18 protein-coding genes are annotated in these 20,561 nt (G+C 64.1%); 8 read left to right on the forward strand and 10 right to left on the reverse strand.

The window, feature by feature from the left end; genetic code table 11:
- The first annotated feature begins 87 nt into the window (after positions 1 to 87).
- Both ACVWZM_RS05790 and rbsK read left to right on the forward strand, forming a co-directional pair.
- On the forward strand, positions 88 to 981 hold the full coding sequence (locus ACVWZM_RS05790; protein WP_028331857.1) for a sugar kinase: 894 nt from the start codon (positions 88 to 90) through the stop codon (positions 979 to 981).
- 21 nt (positions 982 to 1,002) lie between these two features.
- Positions 1,003 to 1,938, forward strand: a complete 936-nt coding sequence (rbsK, locus tag ACVWZM_RS05795) for a ribokinase (protein WP_168857803.1) — start codon at positions 1,003 to 1,005, stop codon at positions 1,936 to 1,938.
- Between the two features lie 102 nt (positions 1,939 to 2,040).
- On the opposite strand, the gene ACVWZM_RS05800 is transcribed toward rbsK, so the two are convergent.
- Complete coding sequence (locus ACVWZM_RS05800; protein ID WP_456852170.1) at positions 2,041 to 3,264, reverse strand: NAD(P)/FAD-dependent oxidoreductase; 1,224 nt, start codon at positions 3,262 to 3,264, stop codon at positions 2,041 to 2,043.
- Between the two features lie 250 nt (positions 3,265 to 3,514).
- Between ACVWZM_RS05800 and ACVWZM_RS05805 the strand changes: the two genes are divergently transcribed.
- Positions 3,515 to 4,309, forward strand: coding sequence for an enoyl-CoA hydratase/isomerase family protein (locus tag ACVWZM_RS05805; RefSeq protein WP_253587458.1), 795 nt, complete (start codon positions 3,515 to 3,517; stop codon positions 4,307 to 4,309).
- Positions 4,310 to 4,317: 8 nt separating this feature from the next.
- Here ACVWZM_RS05805 and ACVWZM_RS05810 read toward each other — a convergent pair whose 3' ends face one another.
- The 4 genes from ACVWZM_RS05810 to ACVWZM_RS05825 all read right to left on the reverse strand — a co-directional run bounded on the left by ACVWZM_RS05810 (position 4,318) and on the right by ACVWZM_RS05825 (position 8,035).
- Positions 4,318 to 5,658, reverse strand: a complete 1,341-nt coding sequence (locus tag ACVWZM_RS05810; RefSeq protein ID WP_456852172.1) for a TRAP transporter large permease — start codon at positions 5,656 to 5,658, stop codon at positions 4,318 to 4,320.
- Positions 5,655 to 6,239: a TRAP transporter small permease gene (locus tag ACVWZM_RS05815; protein WP_076826996.1), complete on the reverse strand. Its 585-nt coding sequence runs from the start codon at positions 6,237 to 6,239 to the stop codon at positions 5,655 to 5,657. Before ACVWZM_RS05815 ends, ACVWZM_RS05810 begins: the two co-directional genes overlap by 4 nt.
- A 219-nt stretch (positions 6,240 to 6,458) precedes the next feature.
- On the reverse strand, positions 6,459 to 7,544 hold the full coding sequence (locus ACVWZM_RS05820) for an IS4 family transposase (protein WP_253604643.1): 1,086 nt from the start codon (positions 7,542 to 7,544) through the stop codon (positions 6,459 to 6,461).
- A gap of 209 nt (positions 7,545 to 7,753) precedes the next feature.
- Positions 7,754 to 8,035: a LexA family protein gene (locus tag ACVWZM_RS05825; protein ID WP_076829365.1), complete on the reverse strand. Its 282-nt coding sequence runs from the start codon at positions 8,033 to 8,035 to the stop codon at positions 7,754 to 7,756.
- Positions 8,036 to 8,074: 39 nt separating this feature from the next.
- On the opposite strand from ACVWZM_RS05825, the gene ACVWZM_RS05830 reads away from it, so the two are divergent.
- Positions 8,075 to 9,205, forward strand: a complete 1,131-nt coding sequence (locus tag ACVWZM_RS05830) for an IS630 family transposase (protein ID WP_076829362.1) — start codon at positions 8,075 to 8,077, stop codon at positions 9,203 to 9,205.
- 7 nt (positions 9,206 to 9,212) lie between these two features.
- Here the strand turns inward: ACVWZM_RS05830 and ACVWZM_RS05835 are convergent, their stop codons facing one another.
- Both ACVWZM_RS05835 and ACVWZM_RS05840 read right to left on the reverse strand, forming a co-directional pair.
- Positions 9,213 to 10,214 carry a TRAP transporter substrate-binding protein gene (locus ACVWZM_RS05835; protein WP_057017493.1) on the reverse strand — a complete coding sequence of 334 codons (1,002 nt, stop codon included), beginning with the start codon at positions 10,212 to 10,214 and terminating at the stop codon, positions 9,213 to 9,215.
- Between the two features lie 154 nt (positions 10,215 to 10,368).
- The gene (locus ACVWZM_RS05840; protein WP_456852174.1) at positions 10,369 to 12,072 is read right to left on the reverse strand and encodes an IlvD/Edd family dehydratase; all 1,704 of its coding nucleotides are present in this window, start codon (positions 12,070 to 12,072) and stop codon (positions 10,369 to 10,371) included.
- A 172-nt stretch (positions 12,073 to 12,244) separates the two neighbouring features.
- On the opposite strand from ACVWZM_RS05840, the gene ACVWZM_RS05845 reads away from it, so the two are divergent.
- Positions 12,245 to 12,937 carry a GntR family transcriptional regulator gene (locus ACVWZM_RS05845; protein ID WP_456835330.1) on the forward strand — a complete coding sequence of 231 codons (693 nt, stop codon included), beginning with the start codon at positions 12,245 to 12,247 and terminating at the stop codon, positions 12,935 to 12,937.
- A 34-nt stretch (positions 12,938 to 12,971) separates the two neighbouring features.
- Complete coding sequence (locus ACVWZM_RS05850) at positions 12,972 to 13,538, forward strand: invasion associated locus B family protein (protein ID WP_141340326.1); 567 nt, start codon at positions 12,972 to 12,974, stop codon at positions 13,536 to 13,538.
- Here ACVWZM_RS05850 and ACVWZM_RS05855 read toward each other — a convergent pair whose 3' ends face one another.
- Positions 13,539 to 14,360 (reverse strand): NAD-dependent epimerase/dehydratase family protein, encoded by an 822-nt coding sequence (locus tag ACVWZM_RS05855; protein ID WP_456815823.1) that lies wholly within the window; start codon positions 14,358 to 14,360, stop codon positions 13,539 to 13,541. It lies immediately after the preceding gene.
- A gap of 113 nt (positions 14,361 to 14,473) precedes the next feature.
- Here ACVWZM_RS05855 and ACVWZM_RS05860 point away from each other — a divergent pair, with 113 nt between their 5' ends.
- On the forward strand, positions 14,474 to 15,436 hold the full coding sequence (locus ACVWZM_RS05860; protein WP_456852176.1) for an SMP-30/gluconolactonase/LRE family protein: 963 nt from the start codon (positions 14,474 to 14,476) through the stop codon (positions 15,434 to 15,436).
- Between the two features lie 211 nt (positions 15,437 to 15,647).
- Here the strand turns inward: ACVWZM_RS05860 and ACVWZM_RS05865 are convergent, their stop codons facing one another.
- On the reverse strand, positions 15,648 to 17,081 hold the full coding sequence (locus tag ACVWZM_RS05865) for an aldehyde dehydrogenase family protein (RefSeq protein ID WP_076827004.1): 1,434 nt from the start codon (positions 17,079 to 17,081) through the stop codon (positions 15,648 to 15,650).
- A gap of 291 nt (positions 17,082 to 17,372) precedes the next feature.
- Complete coding sequence (locus ACVWZM_RS05870) at positions 17,373 to 19,739, reverse strand: transketolase (RefSeq protein ID WP_456852178.1); 2,367 nt, start codon at positions 19,737 to 19,739, stop codon at positions 17,373 to 17,375.
- A 131-nt stretch (positions 19,740 to 19,870) separates the two neighbouring features.
- Here ACVWZM_RS05870 and ACVWZM_RS05875 point away from each other — a divergent pair, with 131 nt between their 5' ends.
- Positions 19,871 to 20,332 carry an Lrp/AsnC family transcriptional regulator gene (locus tag ACVWZM_RS05875; RefSeq protein ID WP_016841346.1) on the forward strand — a complete coding sequence of 154 codons (462 nt, stop codon included), beginning with the start codon at positions 19,871 to 19,873 and terminating at the stop codon, positions 20,330 to 20,332.
- The last annotated feature ends 229 nt before the right edge of the window (positions 20,333 to 20,561 follow it).

Here is a 20,561-nt window from a genome sequence, read left to right on the forward strand (position 1 = left end):
TGCGAATATTTTCAGCGATATCGGCCGATCAGCAATGCTAGTCTGGAACCGCCGGCCGGGACCACACCAAGCCACGACGGAAAGCGAATGCAGGCCCTCTTCATCGGACAGACCTATATCGACGTCACCTTCATCACAGATCACATGCCCGTCGGCGACGAAAAGCACGTCGCCGACGCCTATGCGGTGTCGTTCGGCGGCAACGCCGTGACCGCAGCATTCTGCTGCGCCAAGCTCGGCGTCCCGCCGGACCTGATCGCCACCATGGCCAATGACTGGCTCGGACGGATGTTCTGGGACATGGCCGACAGGTACGGCATCTCGTTCCACCCCCGCAAGGTCAACTCCTCCTCGCTGTCCTTCATCATGCCGAACGACGGCAAGCGCGCGATCGTCCGCTGCCGCGACGACCAGCACATCCACCCCTTTCCGCTGCTGAACATCAAGGGCTGCCGCGCGCTGCACATCGACGGACACCAGCCGGACGCCGCGATCCATTATGCGAAGCTGTGCCGCGAGGACGGCATCCTGACCTCGCTCGACGGCGGCGGCCTGCGCACCAACACCCACGAGCTGCTCGCATTCATCGACATTGCGATCGTCGCCGAACGCCTGTGCGAGCAGATGGACAAGACGCCGGAGCAGATGCTCGACTATCTCAAGGGTCGCGGCTGCAAGGTCGGCGGCGTCACCATGGGCGAGCGCGGCCTGCTCTGGTATGACGAGGCCGGCACAGTGCGCACGCTGCCGGCTTTCCCGATCCCGCGCGCGCGCGTGATCGACACCAACGGCGCCGGCGACGTCTTCCACGGCGCCTACATCTACTCTTACCTTTCGAACCCGAGCAAAGGCTGGCATGAGCACTTCAAGTTCGCGCGTGCAGCCTCGACCTTCAAGATCCAGAAGCTCGGCAACGAGGCCGGCTTGCCGACACTCGCCGATATCGCAGCGGTCAAGCAGGAATTTCGCGCCGAGGCCTGATATCGGTGAACGGGGCTAGTCATGAGGCACGTCTTCGTCGCCGGCAGCATCAATATGGACGTGGTGGCGACCGCCGAGCGCCATCCGCGGATCGGCGAAACCGTCGCCGGCGAGGCCGTGCTCTATTTTCCCGGAGGCAAGGGCGCCAACCAGGCGGTGGCTTCGGCCAAGCTCGGCGTAGCGACCACGCTGATCGGCCGGCTCGGCACCGATGCGTTCGGCAAGGAGCTGCGAGCGTTCCTTGCCGCGCAAGGCGTCGATCTCACCTCGGTCAAGACCACGCACGGCACGCATTCCGGCACGGCGATCATCACGCTCGCCAATGCCGACAACACGATTGTCGTCGTGCCAGGCGCCAACGGGCTCGTTGACGCTCATGATGTCAAGGTCCCCTCACTTATGAAGGGTGACGTCGCGGTCAGCCAGTTCGAGATCCCGCTGCCGGCGATCGCTGCCTTCTTCCGGCGCGCCCGCGCCGTCGGCGCCACCACGATCCTCAATCCGGCACCGGCAAAACAGGCCGACAAGGCTCTGCTCGATCTCGTCGACATCCTCGTTCTGAACGAGACCGAACTCGGCTACCTGACTGGCACGGGGCTGCGCGACAGCGATACGCCGGAGCGCTTCTCCGAGGCGGCCCGGGCGTTGGGGCAAGGCAGGATCGTCTGCGTCACGCTCGGAAAGCGCGGCGTGCTGGCGCTGGTCGACAACCAGCCGCTGCTCGTGCCGGGACGCGAGGTCAAGGCCGTCGACACCACAGGCGCCGGCGATTGCTTCGTCGGCGCCCTCGCCTCACAGCTCGCCATCGGCAAGCCGCTCGGCGACGCGCTGGCCTACGCCAACGCCGCCGCCTCGATTTGCGTGCAACGGATGGGAGCCGCGCCGTCGATGCCGACGGCGGATGAGGTGGAGGACGCTCTCTCCCCAAGTCGTCCCGGCGAAGGCCGGGACCCATAACCACCGGCCACAGTTTGGGGGCACACGCGTGGCAACTGCGTTCGTCTCCGCCAACGACTGCCGCGGAGTATGGGTCCCGGCTTTCGCCGGGACGACGCTTGCTTACATTTGCGCCAGCGCACTCTTCAGATCAAAGCTCGCATCCGCCGCCTGCTCCGGCGTAATCGAGCCGCCGGCGCCGAGCAGCCGGCGGCCGAACATGTGATCGCCGGCGCGATTGATCGATTCGATGCCGAGCAGCTTGTCGCCGCGATAGCAGAACGCCGAGAACGCGCCCTGCGCGCGGTCGCCGCGCACTACGACGCGGTCGTAGCCGGTGGTGAGACCCGCCATCTGCAGCTTGTCGGGGCCCTGGTCGCTCCAGAACCACGGCAGACCGTCATAGACCTCGGTCTTGCCGGTCAGCCGCGACGCCACGCAGCGCGCATGGTCGGTCGCATTCTGCACCGACTCCAGCCGCAGCGACCCGCCGAAGCGTTTGCTGGTGTAGAGCGCGCAATCGCCGATCGCGGAGACATTCGGATCGGCGGTCAACAGATGCTCGTCGACGATGATGCCGGATGCCACCGGCAGCCCGGCCTCCGCCGCAAGCTCGACATTCGGCAGCACACCGACGCCGACCACGACGAGGTCGGCCGGGATATGCGTGCCGTTGCTCAGGCTGACACCGGTAACCTTGCCGCCATCGGCCTCGATCGCCGTGACCTGCACCCCGAGGTGAATCCGGATGCCGGCCGCGCTGTGGCGGGATTGCGAGAACTCGGAAATCTCCGCGGTCACCGCCCGCGCCATCACGCGGGAGGCAAGCTCGACCACGTCGACCTCGAGGCCCTTGGCCCGGGCAGTGGCGGCGAATTCGAGCCCGATGAAGCCCGCACCGATCACGACGACGCGCATGCCGGGCGCGATCAAGTCGCGCAGCGCCTGGCTCTCATCCAGAATGCGCAGGTAGCGGACTGCGTCGAGCTTGGCGTTGGGGATATCCAGCAGCCGGTTCCGCGCGCCGGTTGCGAACACCAGGTGTCCGTAATCGAGCGACGCGCCGGAGGCGAGCGCCACCTTCCGCGCATTGCGGTCGATCGCATGGGCGCGATCGGTGATCAGCTCGATCTTGTTGTCCTGGTAGAACTTGTCGGGCCGGAACATCAGGCTCTCGGGCCCGCCGGTCCCTTTCAGATAGGCCTTCGACAGCGGCGGCCGCTGATACGGCAAATGGCCTTCGTCATTGATCAGGGCGACGCGCTCGGCGAAGCCGGCCTGGCGCAGCGACGCCGCGAGCTGGAAGCCGGCGTGTCCGGCGCCGACGATGATGACCGAGCCTGTCATCGGAACAACCCAAATACGCGCGAGCAGGAGTGACCCATGCCGTTTCCTCTTGTCGATGTTAGCTTGCTTGCCCCGTCCCCACAGCGCTCGTGTCTGCGTACCGAAGGCGCACGCCATTTGGCCTCATGGCTCGTACCGATGCAAGGGGGTCCCAGGCGATTCTGGGCGCGCCCGCGGCCCCCGGGCCGGATTGCCACGGCTCCCGCCAAGGCCTTAAATGTCCGGAACCAACAAGCCCAAGGTCTTCAATATGCCAGCACCCGCCCCCTCCGCCACCGACCCCGCTTTGCTCCGCATCGACGGCGCCATCGCGACCATCACACTGAACCGGCCGGCCGCGTTCAACGCGATCGACATGACGATTGCCAAGAAGCTCGAGCAGCTCAGCGCCGAGGTCGAAGCCAACAAGGACGTTCGCGTACTGGTCATCGAGGGCGAAGGCCGCGCCTTCTGCGCCGGTGGCGATTTGCAGACCATCGGCGCCGCGACCGAAGCCAACAATGTCGCCCCCGTGGTCGGCGAGATGCTTCACCACTACCATGCCTTCATCGAGACGGTCCGGCGGATGCCGAAGATCGTGCTATCCAGCGTGCATGGTTCGGCGGCCGGAGCCGGCATGGGCCTCGCGTTCGTGACCGACCTGTGTATCGCCGCAGAGGATGCCCGCTTCACGCCCGCCTATGCCAAGATCGGCGTATCGCCGGATGGCGGCAGCACGGTCGGCATCGTCGGCACGGTCGGTACCCGCCGCGCGCTGCAGATTTTCCTGGCCGAGGATGGGTTCACCGCGCAGCAAGCCTATGAATGGGGTCTCGTCGTCAAGACCGTCCCCGCGGCCGAGCTGAAGGCGGCGACGCGGCAGCTCGCCGAGCGTCTGGCGCAAAATCCGCCCGCCGCGATCGCGGGGACCAAATCACTGGTCTATCAGGCCGCCACCACGCCGACCAAGCAGCAGCTCGACGCCGAGGAACACAAGATCATCACGGCGATGCATACCGATGATTTCCGCGTCGCCGTGAAGAAGTTCACCAGCAAGTCGAAGTAGAGGTTTGGCTAGTTCGGGCAAATGTACCCCGTGCCGCCGGGTGCCTTGAAGCAGCCGACCGATTCCGGGATCACCTGCTTGGGCAGCCACAGCACGACCTTCGGAAAATAGATCGTGAAGCAGATCGTGACCAGGAACACGACATAGATCGGCAACGCCGCCCGCAACGCTTTTGCAAAACTGATGCCGACGAATTTCGAGGCCATCAGCAGCACGAGCCCGTAGGGCGGCGTGATCAGGCCGAACGCCAGCGTTGCGATCAGCACCACGCCCATGTGCACGCCGTTGATGTCGCCGGCCTGGGTCAAGGCGTTGACCAGCGGCATGAAGATGATGATGGTCGGCACCGGCTCGATGAAGTCGCCGACCACGGTGAACAGCAACACCATCAAGAGCATGATGAGGTGCGGGTCGTTACCGGCGATCGAGGTGATCCAGTCGGCGATGTAGATCGCGCCGCGCAGATAGGCCAGCATCCAGCCGAACGCGTTCGCCGCGCCGATCGTGATCAGCGGCAGCGAGAAGATCAGGCCGGCGAGGCAGAAATCATACGGGATCTTCTTCAGGTGCCCGCGGTTCAGCGCCGGGATCACCACGACGATGATGTAGGCGACCGCGACCACGCCGGCCTCGGTCGGCGTGAACCAGCCGGTCAGGATGCCGCCCAGCAGGATCACCGGGATCATCATCGGCAGCGCCGCGTCACCGGCGGCGAACGCAACCTGGCGCGGCGGCGCACGCGGCTTGCGCAGGCCCGAGGGACCGAAGAAGTAGCAGTAGATCATCAGCCCGAAGCCGATCATCAGTCCGGGGACCACACCGGCCATGAACAGCCCGGCGATCGAGACATTGCCGACCGCGCCATAGACCACCGCCGTGATGCTCGGCGGCACCAGCGCTGCGATCGTCGACGCCGAGGCGATGATCGCGGCGATGAAGGCCGGCTCGTACCCTTCCCGCCGCATCGGCCCACCGAGCGCCCGGCTCATGATCGCGACGTCGGCGGTGGTCGAGCCGGACATCTCCGAGAAGAACATGCTGAAGACGACGACGACCTGCGACAGCCCGCCCCTGATATGGCCGACCAGCGAGACCGAGAGATTGGCGATGCGGACCACGACATTTGCGGAGCTCATGAGCTCGCCGACCAGCAGGAAGAACGGGATCGCAAGCAGCGCCTCGGAATCGACGCCGTCGAAGACCTTCTGGATGATCGCCGCCAGCGAGACGTCTGATAGCACTGCGCCGACGAACACGCCAGCCATCAGCGAGAACGGCACGGGCACGCCGAGATAGCCGAAGAACAGGAAGCAGAACGACATCAGCGCAAGCACGACCGGTGCGCTCACGGCTGCACTCCCGTCGTCGCGCGGGTATCGATCGCAGGAATCGGAAGGTGGTCATCCGGCGGCTCCGGATGGTCGAAGCCATTGCGGATCCCATTGACGAGCTGCTCGATCGTGAACAGGCCGATCAGGATGCCGGACAGCGGGATCACCGCATAGAGCGAGGCGATCGGCGTACCGGACGGCAGGCGGAAGCTGCCGAAGCCTCGGAGGTAATTTTGATAGCCGTACCAGACCAGGCAGAAGGCGACACCCAGCACCACCAGACGGATGACGATCTCGACGATCAGCCGCGACCTGCCATGCAGCGCTTCGGAGATCGCGGTGAGATAGAGATGGTCGTTGCGCCGTGTCGCGACCGCGGCCCCGATGAAGATCGCGTAGATGAACAGCGTCGAGGTCACCTCCTGCAGCCACAGCCAGGGATGACCGATGGTGCGGGTGACGATATCGGCGGTCACCGACAGCGAGAAGCCGAAGCACAGCAGGCCGCACAGCATCATCAGGATCAGCTCGAGCCGGTCGAGCGCCCGCCATTTCAGATGCCGCTGCCGTTGCAGCACCAGTGTGTCGGCGATGGCCATCGAATGCTCCGTCCTCGTATGTCGTCCCGGCGAAGGCCCATAGGCGCTAAGATAGTTTGATCATAGTCTGATAGTGGCGCTTATGTCTGGGTGGCTCGCGTAGATGTCGCCGGAGAGCGTGACTGGCTCTGCAGAGTAGAGCGATTGCGGGCTGTGGAATGATCGCTTGCCGTAGCGAAGCGACGAGCTGGCGCAGCAGACGCCACGTCACTGGGTGGGTCAGGCGGCGTCGGCCAAGCGGGGAGAGTCTTCGAGTTCGTCGACGAGCGGCTCGAGCAATAGAATGATCAGCAGATGAGCGAGGATATGGGGTCTGGCGGACCGCTCGTCGGTTCCGGGAGGTCCCTTCAGGCCAATCAGGCTTTTCAGCCGCTTGAAGCCGAGCTCAATGCGCCATCGCAGCCGATAGAGGGCGAGGATATCTGCAGTCGTGAAGTCCTCTGGCCTGAGTGAGGTCACCAGGATCACCCAATCTGCGGCGTCAAGTGTTTGCCTGGAGAGCTGATGACCTCCCTTTTGTGCAGTCCGGCGCGCCTTGCGTCGCGCAGCCGCAGCAGCTTGCGCCGGCTTCTTCGCGGCAACCAGACGCACTGCGAGCGGCGGCGCACCTGACTTGCGCTTTATCCAAATCGGCCGATCGATCAGGCCACGCGCCGAGGCGTTGCGCAGTTCGGCAGTGAGGTCAACAAGATTACCTTCGGCATCGAGCCAGCGCGCGCTCTTCCAGCCGGCCCGGATCACGAAGTCTGCATCGGCATCGACGAGATGCGCCATGCGCTCCGGTTGCAGATAGGCGCGATCGGCAAGACGGATCTCACCGGCAACCGCCGGTATCCGATCCAGCGTCTCGCCCGCTCGCTGATCGGTCAGCTCGAAGTGACCAAAGCGCTCCTGCGGAAGATCGAACGCGCTATGGATACGCCACACTGCGTTCTTGTTCCTGCCGCTCGTCCCAGCCTTGGGGACCGTCGTGGCGTCAACAATACGGATCAGACGACCGCGGCTCGCCTTCGGCGCCGCGGCGGCAAGCGCCTGCTCGACCAAGATTGCCAGCCAATCTCCGCACTGACGTAAGCGATACAACAGAGCCACGTTGGAGATATCGACAAGCCCAACCGACGTGGCCCATGCCGCCGTCAACCGCAGCCCTTTCTCACCAAGGCAATAAGCCAAGATCAGGCGCAGCAAGTCGACCGCATTGCTGATCTCCCGCGGACGGACAAACGCCTTCGTCTTGCGCGCGCTAATGTTCAGAGCCTCGGCTCCGCCAAGTCGGGCGACAACGCGCGCCCAATCTTTGTTCACAAGCGATTCGTGTGCCATTCCATCTTGGAATCACAAGCGAATCCAAGGCGCAAATCCTATTTTAGCGCCTATGGGCGAAGGCCGGGACCCATAACCACCGGCGCCTGATGCTTTGAGAAAGAACGGCAGCCCGGTGCTTCAATGGACGAGCCGCGGCGTATGGGTCCCGGCCTTCGCCGGGACGACGCAGGAAGTGGGCTAGTGGCTCGTCACAGTGATTTTGACGGTTTGATACCGAGCCAGCTTAGGATCGGCAAGTTCTCTGGCGGCACGAGGATTTCGATGCTTCTGGGGATATCGGCTCGACGGCGAATGAGGCCGTTACGTTCGAGCGTGACGATCATCTGATGGACTGAGGGCGGGCTAACACCGAAGTGACGCTGCATGTCGGCTTCGGCGGGGGGCCGTCCGAACATGTGCGAGTAGGTATAGATGAAAGCCAGATAATGGCCCTGCTTCTCGGTAAAGCGTGCGCCTGATTTTTGACTCATGGATCGATTCGTCCGGAGCCTCCGACAGGGAGGCGAACGATGAATGTACGGTACCGGGTTGAATTGAGCCAAGCCGAGCGAGAGGAACTGACGGCGATGCTGAGCGGCGGCAAGCATGCCGCTCGCAAACTCAAGCGGGCCCAGATTTTGCTGGCGGCCGACATCGGCAGCCGCGACGAGGAGATTGTCCGGACCGTCAGAGTAAGCGCCTCCACCGTCTATCGGACCAAACGCCGCTTGGTGGAAGGCAATCTCGATCGGGCCTTGAGTGAGGAGCCGCGTCCCGGTGCGGAGCGCAAGCTGACCGGCAAGGAGGAAGCCCTGCTGGTGGCGACCGCATGCGCCAAGCCGCCCGCTGGCCGGAGGCGCTGGACGCTGGCGCTGCTGGCCGACGTGATGGTCAAGCTCACCGATCATGACAGCCTGTCGGGCGAGACCGTGCGCCGCCGGCTGGCCGATAATGACCTCAAGCCGTGGCGCAGGGACATGTGGTGCATTCCCCATGTCGATGGCGAATACGTCGCCCGCATGGAAGATGTGCTCGATCTCTACGCTGAAGCGCCTGATCCCGAGCGGCCGCTGGTCTGCTTCGACGAAACCCCCGTCCAGCTCATCGGCGAAGTGCGCCAGCCGATCCCACCCGAGCCGGGAAAGCGCGAGCGTTACGATTACGAGTACCGCCGCAACGGCACCGTCAATCTCTTTGTCGCCCTCGATCCGCATCGGGCCTGGCGTAACGTCAAAGTCACCGAACGGCGCACCGCCGTGGATTATGCTCACTGCATGCGCGAACTCGTCGATGTCCATTACCCCAAGGCCGCCTGCATCCGTGTCGTGCAGGACAATCTGTCGATCCATGCCCCCGGCGCCCTCTACCAGGCCTTTGCCCCCGCCGAGGCCCGCCGCATCCTGCGCCGCCTCGAGTTCCACTACACCCCGAAACACGCCAGTTGGCTCAATATGGTCGAGATCGAGATCGGCGTGCTCCAAGGGCAGTGTCTCGGCCGCCGGATCGACGATCCAAAACGCCTTAGAAACGAGATCGCAGCATGGGAGCGGCAGCGAAACAAAACTCGCGCCCGTATCAACTGGATGTTCACAACGGACAAAGCTCGCACCAAACTGGGGCGCGCCTATCCAGGCATACCCAAAGAGTCAAAATCACTGTGACGAGCTACTAGTTGACCGCGCGGATCAAATTCTTAATCTTCTCCGCATGCGGCCCGAGATCCTTGGCGAGCTTGTCGAGATAGGGATCGGCGATCGCGGTAAAGCTCTTCTTGTCCACATCCTCGACCACCTTGACGCCGAATGACTTCAGTTTTGCAGCCGCATTCTTCTCCAGTTCGAACGCCTTCGCCGGCTCCTTGGCGCTCACCTCCGCGGCCGCTGTCGTCACCCAGGCCTTCTGCTCGGCTGAAAGGCTCTGCCACAGCCTGTCGCTGATGAACAACAGCGCATTGTTGGCCTCATGCTCGGTCATCGAGAGCACCGGCGCGACTTCGTAGTGCTTATTGACGAGGTAAACATTCACGCTGTTTTCCGCCGCCTCGACGACGCCGGTCTGCAGCGACGTGTACACGCTGCCGAACGGCATATGGACGGTTTGCGCGGCGTAAGCCGGGAAGATCGTGTCTTCCGTAGCCGTCGCCTGAACGCGAATCTTTACACCCTTGAGGTCGCTGACGTTGTGGATTTCCTTCCTGGCGTAGATGCTTCTAACGCCTTGGCTGCCCGTCGCGATGACATGAAGGCCTTGCGACGTGTCGTCGATCATCGCCTTGATCGCGTCAATCACCTTCTGATCGGCAAGGGCCTTCACCACATGGTTGGCGTCGCGGAACAGGAAATGCAGCGACATCACACCGGCCTGCGGCGAGATAGTCGCGGTGTTCGCCGACGAGATGATGGCGAATTCAATGTCTCCGGATTTCACGAGCTGCAGCAGCTGCGGCTCCTGTCCGAGCTGCGCTCCCGGATACTGGTCGACGATCATGGTCCCCTTGCTCAACTCCTTGAGCTTGGCGGAGAACATATCGTAGGCCACGCTGTATCCGGTGTTGAGCTGCTGATCGTGCGCGAAGCGGTAGTGCTTGACTTCCTGCGCGCCGGCGCCCGCGGAAAGCAGCAGCGCTGCCGCGGCCATGGCAATCCCGACGATCCTGGCTGAATAGCCCATCGCGACGTTCCCCCTGTTTTTAATTGAGGGGGATCATCCCACCAGTCGCGCAGGATTGTCAATAAAACAGAGGCAATCAGCTCGTCGTAGGCGACAACGAGCACCACATCGCAGAAATTATCGACAATTCAGCAGATGCGCCGAACTTTGCAAGCTACTTCCCCTTGGCGCGCATGAAGTCGAAATCGCAGCCCTCATCGGCCTGCAGGATGGTGTCGTTGAAGAGATGCGCGTAGCCGCGCTTGGCCCAATCGGGCGAACCGGCCGGCGCGAGCGCGTCGCGGCGCTTCTGCAATTCGGCCTCGTCGACCAACAGATCGATGCTGCGCTTGACGACATCGAGCCGGATCATGTCGCCGTTCCGCACCAGCCCGAGCGGACCGCCGACCGCGGATTCCGGCGTGATGTGCAGCACGATGGTGCCGAACGCGGTGCCGCTCATCCGCGCATCGGAGATGCGGACCATGTCCTTCACGCCGGCGCGCGCGAGTTTCTTCGGGATCGGCAGGTAACCCGCCTCCGGCATGCCCGGCGCGCCCTTCGGGCCGGCATTGCGCAACACCAGCACGTCGTCGGCGGTGACATCGAGCGCGGGATCGTCGACCCGCAGCGTCATGTCCTCGACCGATTCGAACACCACGGCGCGGCCGGTGTGCTGCAATAGTTTCGGGCTCGCCGCCGACTGCTTGATCACGGCGCCGCGCGGCGCGAGATTGCCGTGCAGGATCGCCATCGCGCCTTCGGATTTGATCGGGTTCGCCTTGGAGCGGATCGCGTCCTGCCCCGGCACATCCTCGGCATTGGCGACGACCTCGCGCAAGGTCTGGCCGGTGATGGTTTTGGCATCGAGATCGATCAGGTCGCCGAGCTGCGCCATCAGCTTCGGCACGCCACCGGCGTGATGGAAATGCTCCATGTAGTGTTCGCCCGACGGCTTGAGGTCGACCAGCACGGGGACCTCGCGGCCGAGCTTGTCGAACGCCTCGAGGTCGATCTTGTGCGGCGAGCGGTTGGCGATCGCCGTGAGATGGATCAGGCCGTTGGTCGAGCCGCCGATCGCCTGCATGACGACCTGGGCGTTGCGGAACGAGGACGGCGTCAGGATCTCGCTCGGCTTCGGTCCCTTGGTCTTCGCCATCTCGGCGGCGACGCGGCCGCTGGCCTCGGCGGAACGGAAGCGTTCGGCATGGGGCGCCGGGATCGTCGCGCTCATCGGCAGCGACAGGCCGAGCGCCTCGGTGATGCAGGCCATGGTGGAGGCAGTGCCCATCACCATGCAGGTGCCGACCGAGGGCGCGAGGCGGCCGTTCACCGCCTCGATCTCGTTGTCGTCGATCTCGCCGGCGCGATACTTGCCCCACAGCCGGCGGCAGTCCGTGCAGGCGCCGAGCACCTCGCCCTTGTGATGGCCGACGACCATGGGCCCGACCGGAATCACCACCGTCGGCAGATCGGCGCTGATCGCGGCCATGATCTGCGCCGGCAAGGTCTTGTCGCAACCGCCGATCACGATCACCGCATCCATCGGCTGGGCGCGGATCATTTCCTCGGTATCCATCGCCATCAGGTTGCGCAGATACATCGAGGTCGGGTGCGCAAAGCTCTCCGCGATCGAGATGGTCGGGAACACGAACGGCATCGCGCCCGACAGCATCACGCCGCGCTTCACGGCCTCGATGATGTCAGGCACGTTGCCGTGGCAGGGATTGTAGTCGCTGTAGGTGTTGGTGATACCGACGATCGGGCGATTGAGCGCATCGTCTGAATAGCCCATCGCCTTGATGAACGCCTTGCGCAGGAACAGCGAGAAGCCGGCGTCACCATAGCTTGTCAGTCCCTTGCGAAGTCCGTCGGCCATTTTCTTCTCGTCCCGTGGTTGTTCGGCCGCACTTAAGGAGCGGCAGGAATTATTGTCAATATGAGATAATCCGGTCGCGGCGGGTGGCTGGTCTGCGGCAAAATCGCCCCCATTATTGACAATAACCGTGGCGCCATGCTGACCTCAGGCACCGATCCAAAGCCGAGAGCGCATGACAGCCGAGCCCACATTGCCCGAACTCCAGGCCCCCTCGCGCGAGGAGGAACAAGCGGAGGTGATCCGCCGGCTGGAGGAGGACATCATCTTCGGCCGCTTCGCGCCCGGTTTGCGGCTGGTCGAGGATAACCTGATGCAGCGCTACGGTGCGAGCCGGCATTTCGTCCGCCAGGCGCTGTTCCAGCTCGAGCGCCAGGGCATCGTGCTGCGCGAGAAGAATGTCGGCGCTACGGTGCGGTTCTATGCGGCCGAGGAAGTGCGGCAGATCTATGAGGTGCGCGAGATGTTGACGCGCCAGGCCGCGCTGATGATCGCCCTGCCCGCGCCGCAAAGCCTGATCGACCAGTTGAGCGAACTGCAACGGCACTACTGCATCAAGGCCGAGGCGCAGGACATGCGCGGCATTCACGAGACCAACGATGCGTTCCACCTCGCGCTGTTCTCCGCCTGCGGCAATCCTTACCTCGTCCGCTCATTGCAGGACTACATGAACCTGACGCTGCCGATGCGCGCCAAGAATCTCGCCGACAGCGAGGGCCTCGCATTGTCGCGCCGCCAGCACGAATTGATGATCGAGCTCTTGAAGGGCCGCGACAGCTGGGCGCTGGCGCAGCTTTGCGTCGATCACATGCAGTACAGCAAGGCGGATTATCTCGTCCGCATCTCCAACGACAAAAAGCCGCAATAGCGCGATACGCGGCCTCCTCGTGAAGGAGACGGCGATGCGCTATGTGGCTATATTCCTTGGATCGTTCACCGTGCAGCTTGCGCTCGGCGGCGTCGGCGAAGCGGCCGATCCGCGCGCGACGCAGCTCACCTACGAGCCCTGGACCAAGACGTGCCTGACAGAGGCGAGCTGCTTCGTCGGCGCCGCCGCGCGCGGTCAGTGCTCGCCATCGGGCGGCACACTCAGCGTCTCGCCGCAGAGTAGCAAGCGCGCGATCGTGAGCGCCAATGTCGGAACGCGGACCATGCTGGAAGGCACGATCAGCCTCCGCATCGATCAGGACGAGCCGATCCAGATCGCGAGGCCGCATTGCTACACGCTCGGCTGCGGCGGCACACTCGAGGCCGACGGCGAAATGATCGAGCGGCTGAAGCACGCGCAGACGATCGCTGTCGAAGCCAAGAACCTCACCGGGCAGACCATAAGCCTCGCCTTTCCCCTCACGCACTTCGCCGAGACCTTTGACGGGCCCGGCAGCCCGCCCAAGACATCCGGGCAAGGTTCGAAGGAGGCGCAGCAGCACACCGAATCCGTGAAGCAACTGCCGCAATGCGAGGATTGATCACTTCTTCCAGTCGATCACCCTCTCCTTGTCGCCGTCGAACTCCATGCTGCAGAACGCGCCGCCCTGGTAATAGTCGCCGACCGGATCCGGCGGCAGCTTGGCCTGCTCGGCCATCGCGTGCTCGCGGAAATCTTCAGCCCTTCCGGTCGGACGATAGCCGAGATCGTAGGCGCGGTGATTGTCCCACCACGAGCGCTCATTGTAGGACGCGCCGTACAGCACCTCGAAATGGATGTCGGGATGCTCGAGCCCGATGCGGCAGAGCTGGACGAGGTCTTCCGGCTTGAGCCAGATCGAGAGCCTGCGGTGGTCGAGCGGCGCCTCGCCGAAATTGCCGATCCGGAGGCACGTGACCTTGATCCCGTGCTTGTCGGCATAGAGCGCGCCGACGCCTTCGCCGAACACCTTGCTCACACCGTAGCGACTGTCCGGCCGCGCGGTGACGTCGGTGCCGATGCGGTGATGACGCGGATAAAACCCGACCGCGTGGTTGGATGAGGCGAAGATCACGCGCTTGACGCCCTTTTTGCGCGCCGCCTCGAACAGATTGTAGCAGCCGACGATGTTGGACTGCAGGATCGCGTCCCAGGGGCCTTCGACCGAATAGCCGCCGAAATGCAGGATGCCGTCGACGCCCTCGCAGATCGCCTCGACCTGCGCAAGGTCGGCGAGATCGGCCGCCTTGAACTTTTCGTTGCTGCCGAGATCGGAGGGCTGCTTGATATCGCTCAGCAGGAGATCCGGATAGATCGGCGGCAGCAGCTTGCGCAGGCTCGTTCCGATTCCCCCCGATGCGCCGGTCATCAATATGCGTGGCATGCCGTCCCTCTTCTTTCCTGATTGCTGCGATCGAATTGCGGTCGCAGGCCGACAATGATAGCAAACCAGGCGCTCAAGGAAACACCATCGAAACACAACAACGAGAACAGCAAATGTCCGATGTTCATTCCGCCGGCTGGCGTCCCGCGACCTGCTATCCCGATCCCGCGATCCGCGCGCTCGATCCGCGTTTCGAGAAATACTGGCTGAAACTCTCCGCCGTCGAGCGCATCGCGACCGGCCTGCGCTGGGCCGAAGGTCCGGTGTGGTTCGGCGACGGCCGCTATCTGTTGTGCAGCGACATCCCGAACCAGCGCATCCTCAAATGGGAGGAAGAGACCGGCGCGGTCAGCATCTTCCGCAAGCCGTCGAACTTCGCCAACGGCAACACCCGCGATCGCCGGGGCCGGCTGATCACCTGCGAGCATGGCGGCCGCCGCGTGGTGCGCACCGAATATGACGGATCGATCACGGTGCTGATCGACTCCTTCGGCGGCAAGCGGCTGAACTCGCCGAACGACGTCGTGGTGAAATCCGACGGTTCGATCTGGTTCACCGATCCGATCTTCGGCCTGCTCGGCAACTACGAAGGCTACAAGGCCGATCCCGAGATCGAGCCCAACGTCTACCGGCTCGATCCCGAAACCGGCAAGGCCACCATCGTCGCCGACGGCGTGCTGGGGCCGAACGGGCTGTGCTTCTCGCCGAACGAGAAGATCCTCTACGTCGTCGAATCCCGCGGCGAGCCGAACCGCAAGATCCTCGCCTATGACGTCGCAGCCGACGGCAAGACGATCTCCAACAAGCGCGTCTTCATCGACGCCGGCCCGGGCACGCCCGACGGCATGCGCTGCGACATCGACGGCAATCTGTGGTGCGGCTGGGGCATGGGTGATCCCGAACTCGACGGCGTCGTCGTGTTCGCGCCCGACGGCGTCATGATCGGCCGCATCGCGCTGCCGGAGCGCTGCGCCAACCTCTGCTTCGGCGGCGTCAAGCGCAACCGCCTGTTCATGGCGGCGAGCCAGTCGATCTATGCGCTCTACGTCAACACCCAAGGCGCGCTCGGCGGTTAGTCATTGCGAGGAGCGAAGCGACGAAGCAATCCATCTGTCCGCCCGTGAGGAGAGATGGATTGCTTTGCTTCGCTTCGCTCGCAATGACGGCGAGACTGCAACCTTCATCTTCGCAAGATTCGCACTCTTCAAGACCTTGCGCCCCCAAAATGGCTGACGCCGGAGCAGTTGCCTGCCCCGGCGCCAAAAGTCGCGTCTCTCGTGGCTCGGCTTACGCGGCGTTGTAGCCGGCGACCGCCTTGGCCTCGAGATATTCTTCCAGACCGTAGCGGCCCCATTCGCGGCCGTTGCCGGACTGCTTGTAGCCGCCGAACGGCGCGGTGCGCTCGTTCGGCACGCCCTGCAGGTTGACGTTGCCGGCGCGGATCTGGCGGCCGACGCGGCGCGCGGTTTCCACGGTGTCGGCGGAGACGTAACCGGCGAGACCATACGGCGTGTCGTTGGCGATCTTCACCGCGTCGGCTTCGTCCTTGGCGCCGAGGATGGTCAGCACCGGTCCGAAGATCTCTTCGCGGGCGATCGTCATGTCGTTGGTGACGTCGGCGAAGATGGTCGGACGGACATAGAAGCCCTTGTTGACACCCTCGGGCAGGCCCGGGCCGCCGGCGACTAGCGTTGCGCCCTCGTCGATGCCCTTCTGGATCAGCGCCTGGATCTTGTCCCACTGGCCGCGGTTGACCACCGGACCGATCGTCGTGCCGTCGGCACGCGGATCGCCGGCCTTGGTCTTGTCGGCAACGCCCTTCGCGATGGCGGCCACTTCCTTCATCTTGGAGAGCGGCACGATCATGCGCGACGGCGCGTTGCAGGACTGGCCCGAGTTGTTGAACATGTGCATCACGCCGCCGGTCACCGCCTTGGTCAGGTCGGCACCGTCGAGGATCACGTTCGGCGACTTGCCGCCGAGCTCCTGGCTGACGCGCTTCACGGTCGGCGCCGCACGCTTGGCGACGTCGACGCCGGCGCGGGTCGAACCGGTGAACGAGATCATGTCGATGTCCGGGTGCTCGCTCATCGCCGCACCTACCTCCGGGCCGAGGCCGTTGAGCAGGTTGAACACGCCCTTCGGTACGCCGGCTTCATGGAGGATTTCCGCAAAGATCAGCGCCGAGGTCGGGGTGAACTCCGACGGCTTCAGGATCATGGTGCAACCGGCGGCAAGCGCGGGCGCGACCTTGCAGGCGATCTGGTTGAGCGGCCAGTTCCAGGGCGTGATCATGCCGACGACGCCGACCGGCTCGCGCACGATCACGGCGGTGCCCATGGTCTCCTCGAACTCGTACTTCTTCAGCACTTCGAGGGTGTTCATGAGGTGGCCAAGGCCGGCGCCGGCCTGCAGCTTCTCGGCCATCGGCAGCGGCGCGCCCATCTCGTCGGAGACGGCCGCGCCGATCTCCTTCATGCGGCCCTTGTAGACCTCGACGATCTTGGTGAGCAGCGCAACGCGCTCCTCGCGGCTGGTCCGGGAAAAGGTCTCGAAGGCGCGCTTGGCGGCGGCGACTGCCTTGTCGACATCGGCCTTGGAGCCGAGCGCAATCTCATACATCGCTTCTTCGGTCGCGGGATTGACGACCGGGGTGGACTTGCCTTTGACGACGGGATCGACCCAGGCGCCGTCGATGTAGAATTGCATGCGATTGACCATCGGAAACCTCTTGTACGGGGCGTATGGAATGGGGAACGAAAGCGTTCGGCAGGCATCCTTGCACGAAAGCCCGGCGAATTGAACCCGCCATATGCGGGACGCGGCTCGTGCGCGCGAACAGCATATAATGTCGCTATCGCGCAGGTGGCAAGGTTGGTCTCGTCGCCCCGGCGAAGGCCGGGGCCCATAAACTCCGCCGGCAATTGGTAAAGGGTGCTGTTAGAACGAGTCGCGTTTACTTGCTGCCAGTTGTGGTAATGGGTCCCGGCCTTCGCCGGGACGACGATGTGGCTACACCGCCATCTTGCGATGCCGCACCGGGGCGCCGACCGAGACGCTTTCCGCCGCGTCAATGATGGCATTGGCGTCGATGCCATAGTGGCGGTAGAGGTCGCCGATCGTGCCGGTCTGGCCGAAATGCTCGACACCGAGCGCCTCGACACGGTGGCCGCGCACGCTGCCGAGCCAGCCGAGCGTTGCCGGATGGCCGTCGATCACGGTCACAATGCCGCAGTCGCGGCCGAGCGGCGCCAGCATGCGATCGATATGACTCAAATGCTGCGCGCCGCGGCGGTCACGGCGCAAATTCCGCGCGGCGGACCAACCCGCATAGAGCCGGTCGGCGGAGGTGACCGCCAGCAGACCGACGTCGCGGTGGCTCTCGCCGATCAGGCCGACCGCCTCGATCGCCTCCGGCGCGACGGTGCCGGTATACGCAATGACGATGTCGCAGTTCGGGCCCGGCTTGCGCATCCAATAGGCGCCGTCGGTGATGTCGCGCTGTAGGTCCGGGGTCATGATCCGTTGCGGCTGCTCCAGCGTACGGGTCGAGAGTCGCAAGTAAACCGAACCACCCTCGGCACCCTCGCGCTGCATGTGGCCAAAGCCCCAGCCCATGATCACGGCAAGTTCATCGACGAAGGCCGGATCGAACGAGGCGAGCCCGTCCTGCCCGATCCCGATCAAGGGCGTCTTGATCGACTGATGCGCGCCGCCTTCCGGCGCCAGCGAGATGCCCGACGGCGTCGCCGCCACCATGAAGCGGGCATCCTGGTAGCAGGCATAGTTCAGCGCATCGAGGCCGCGTTCGATGAAGGGATCGTACAGCGTGCCGACCGGCAACAGCCGCGCGCCGTTGATCTGGTGCGACAGGCCGAGCGCCGACAGCATGATGAACAGATTCATCTCGGCGATGCCGAGCTCGAGGTGCTGTCCCTTCGGCGAATATTCCCAGGTGTAGGCGGACGGGATCTTCTCCTGCCGGAACAAGTCGTGGTTCTCCGCCTTCGCGAACAGGCCGCGGCGGTTGACCCAGGCGCCGAGATTGGTCGATACGGTGACATCGGGCGATGCGGTGACGATGCGCGAGGCGAGTTCGCTATCGCCGCGCGCCAGCTCGTGCAGCACGAGACCAAAACCCTGTTGCGTCGACATCTGCGCCGAGGCCTTGAAGGCCAGCCGTTCCGGCACGTCGATTTCGGGCGCCGACAGGCGGCGGCGCCCCTCGCGGTTGAACGGCGCCTCGGCCAGGAAGGCCTCGAGCTTCGCAGGCTCCTGCGAAAGGCCCTCGAACTTGTCCCACTCGTGGCCGGGGCGGATATTCTGCGCGGCGCGCCATTTCTCCATCTGGGCGACCGTCATCAGGCCGGCGTGGTTGTCCTTGTGGCCCTGCATCGGCAGGCCGACACCCTTGATGGTATAGGCGATGAAGCAGACCGGCCGATCATGGTCGATCGCCTCGAAGGCCTCGATCATGCTCGCCATGTCGTGGCCGCCGAGATTCGACATCAGCGCCAGCAACTCGTCGTCGCTGCGGCGCTCGATCAGCGCCGACACCTCGCCCTGGTCGCCGATGTCGTCGCGCAGATGCTTGCGGAACGCGGCGCCGCCCTGGAAGCAGAGCGCGGCGTACATCTGGTTCGGGCAGTTGTCGATCCAGCGCCGCAGCGCCTCGCCGCCGGGCTCGGCGAACGCCTCGAGCATCAGCTTGCCGTACTTCACGATCACCACGTCCCAGCCGAAGTTGCGGAACATGGTCTCGAACTTGGCCCACAGCCCCTCGCGCACCACGGCGTCGAGCGACTGCCTGTTGTAGTCGACCACCCACCAGGTGTTGCGCAGGCCGTGCTTCCAGCCTTCGAGCAGCGCCTCGAAGATGTTGCCCTCGTCCATCTCGGCGTCGCCGACCAGCGCGATCATGCGGCCCTCCGGCCGGTCCTGCAGCCAGCCGTGCGCCTTGACGTAGTCCTGCACCAGCGAGGCGAACAAGGTCTGCGCGACGCCGAGGCCGACCGAGCCGGTCGAGAAGTCGACGTCGTCGCTGTCCTTGGTGCGCGAGGGGTAGGACTGCGCGCCCTTGTAGCCGCGAAAATTCTCCAGCTTATCGCGGGTTTGGTGGCCGAACAGATACTGGATGGCGTGGAACACCGGGCTCGCATGCGGCTTCACCGCGACGCGGTCCTGCGGGCGCAACACCGAGAAATAAAGCGCCGACATGATGTTGGCGAGCGAGGCCGACGAGGCCTGGTGGCCGCCGACCTTCAACCCGTCGGTAGAGGGCCGCACATGGTTGGCGTGATGGATGGTCCATGACGACAGCCACAGCACCTTGCGGGCCAGGGCAGACAGCATGTCGAGGCGTTCGGGCGCGATTCCCATGGCAATGCTCCGGGCGATATGCCGGAATGTTACTGCCGCAGGCGGCGGCGAAAATCTCAATTCCACGCGACAGCACAGCAAAAATTGGGATAAATTCCCACGATCCGACTTCAACTAACGAGTTCATCCCAATGCCTGCCCTCGATGCCATCGACCGCAAGATCCTGAGTCTGCTCCAGACCGACAGCCGCATGACCATGCAGGAACTCGCCGACAAGGTCGGGCTGTCGGTGTCGCCCTGCCACCGCCGGGTCAAGCTGCTCGAGGAGCGCGGCGTGATCTCTCGCTACATCGCAACCGTCGACCAGAAGTCGATCGGGCTGCACGTCTCCGTCTTCATCTCGATCAAGCTGGCGCGGCAGAAGGAGGAAGACCTCAACCGCTTCGCGCGCGCGATCTCGAAATGGGACGAGGTGCTCGAATGCTACCTGATGACCGGCAACCGCGACTATCTGCTGCGCGTCGTCGCCGCCGACCTTTCCTCCTACGAGGCATTCCTGAAGAACAAGCTGACCCGGCTCGACGGCATCGCCTCCATCGAGTCGAGCTTTGCGCTGAGCCAGGTGAAGTATTCGACGGCGTTGCCGGTGTGAGGGCGTTGGTTGGTCACTCGAATGATGCCAACCCCACAGTGTCGTCCCGGCGAAGGCCGGGACCCATACGCCGCAGCAGTTGTTGTGAGAGGGACTCGCCGTTGCAGCATCGCTTAACAATTTGCATTTGGGGTTATGGGTCCCTGCTTTCGCAGGGACGGCACTGAGTGTGTGAATCGTCCGAGCTTTGCATCTCGTTCCGTTTTGCAAAAGAGGCTTGCGCCGTCGG

The sequence above is a fragment of the Bradyrhizobium sp. USDA 4501 genome, from assembly GCF_054062115.1.

Bases quoted from the DNA above. Each gene is read 5' to 3' on its own strand.
- ACVWZM_RS05790 (WP_028331857.1), top strand. From the start codon at position 88: ATGCAGGCCCTCTTCATCGGACAGACCTATATCGACGTCACCTTCATC.
- ACVWZM_RS05875 (WP_016841346.1), top strand. From the start codon at position 19,871: ATGCCTGCCCTCGATGCCATCGACCGCAAGATCCTGAGTCTGCTCCAG.
- ACVWZM_RS05815 (WP_076826996.1), bottom strand. From the start codon at position 6,239: ATGGCCATCGCCGACACACTGGTGCTGCAACGGCAGCGGCATCTGAAA.
- ACVWZM_RS05835 (WP_057017493.1), bottom strand. From the start codon at position 10,214: ATGGGCTATTCAGCCAGGATCGTCGGGATTGCCATGGCCGCGGCAGCG.
- ACVWZM_RS05870 (WP_456852178.1), bottom strand. From the start codon at position 19,739: ATGGGAATCGCGCCCGAACGCCTCGACATGCTGTCTGCCCTGGCCCGC.
- ACVWZM_RS05830 (WP_076829362.1), top strand. From the start codon at position 8,075: ATGAATGTACGGTACCGGGTTGAATTGAGCCAAGCCGAGCGAGAGGAA.
- ACVWZM_RS05860 (WP_456852176.1), top strand. From the start codon at position 14,474: ATGTCCGATGTTCATTCCGCCGGCTGGCGTCCCGCGACCTGCTATCCC.
- ACVWZM_RS05800 (WP_456852170.1), bottom strand. From the start codon at position 3,264: ATGACAGGCTCGGTCATCATCGTCGGCGCCGGACACGCCGGCTTCCAG.
- ACVWZM_RS05865 (WP_076827004.1), bottom strand. From the start codon at position 17,081: ATGGTCAATCGCATGCAATTCTACATCGACGGCGCCTGGGTCGATCCC.
- ACVWZM_RS05855 (WP_456815823.1), bottom strand. From the start codon at position 14,360: ATGCCACGCATATTGATGACCGGCGCATCGGGGGGAATCGGAACGAGC.
- rbsK (WP_168857803.1), top strand. From the start codon at position 1,003: ATGAGGCACGTCTTCGTCGCCGGCAGCATCAATATGGACGTGGTGGCG.
- ACVWZM_RS05805 (WP_253587458.1), top strand. From the start codon at position 3,515: ATGCCAGCACCCGCCCCCTCCGCCACCGACCCCGCTTTGCTCCGCATC.
- ACVWZM_RS05825 (WP_076829365.1), bottom strand. From the start codon at position 8,035: ATGAGTCAAAAATCAGGCGCACGCTTTACCGAGAAGCAGGGCCATTAT.
- ACVWZM_RS05845 (WP_456835330.1), top strand. From the start codon at position 12,245: ATGACAGCCGAGCCCACATTGCCCGAACTCCAGGCCCCCTCGCGCGAG.
- ACVWZM_RS05840 (WP_456852174.1), bottom strand. From the start codon at position 12,072: ATGGCCGACGGACTTCGCAAGGGACTGACAAGCTATGGTGACGCCGGC.
- ACVWZM_RS05850 (WP_141340326.1), top strand. From the start codon at position 12,972: ATGCGCTATGTGGCTATATTCCTTGGATCGTTCACCGTGCAGCTTGCG.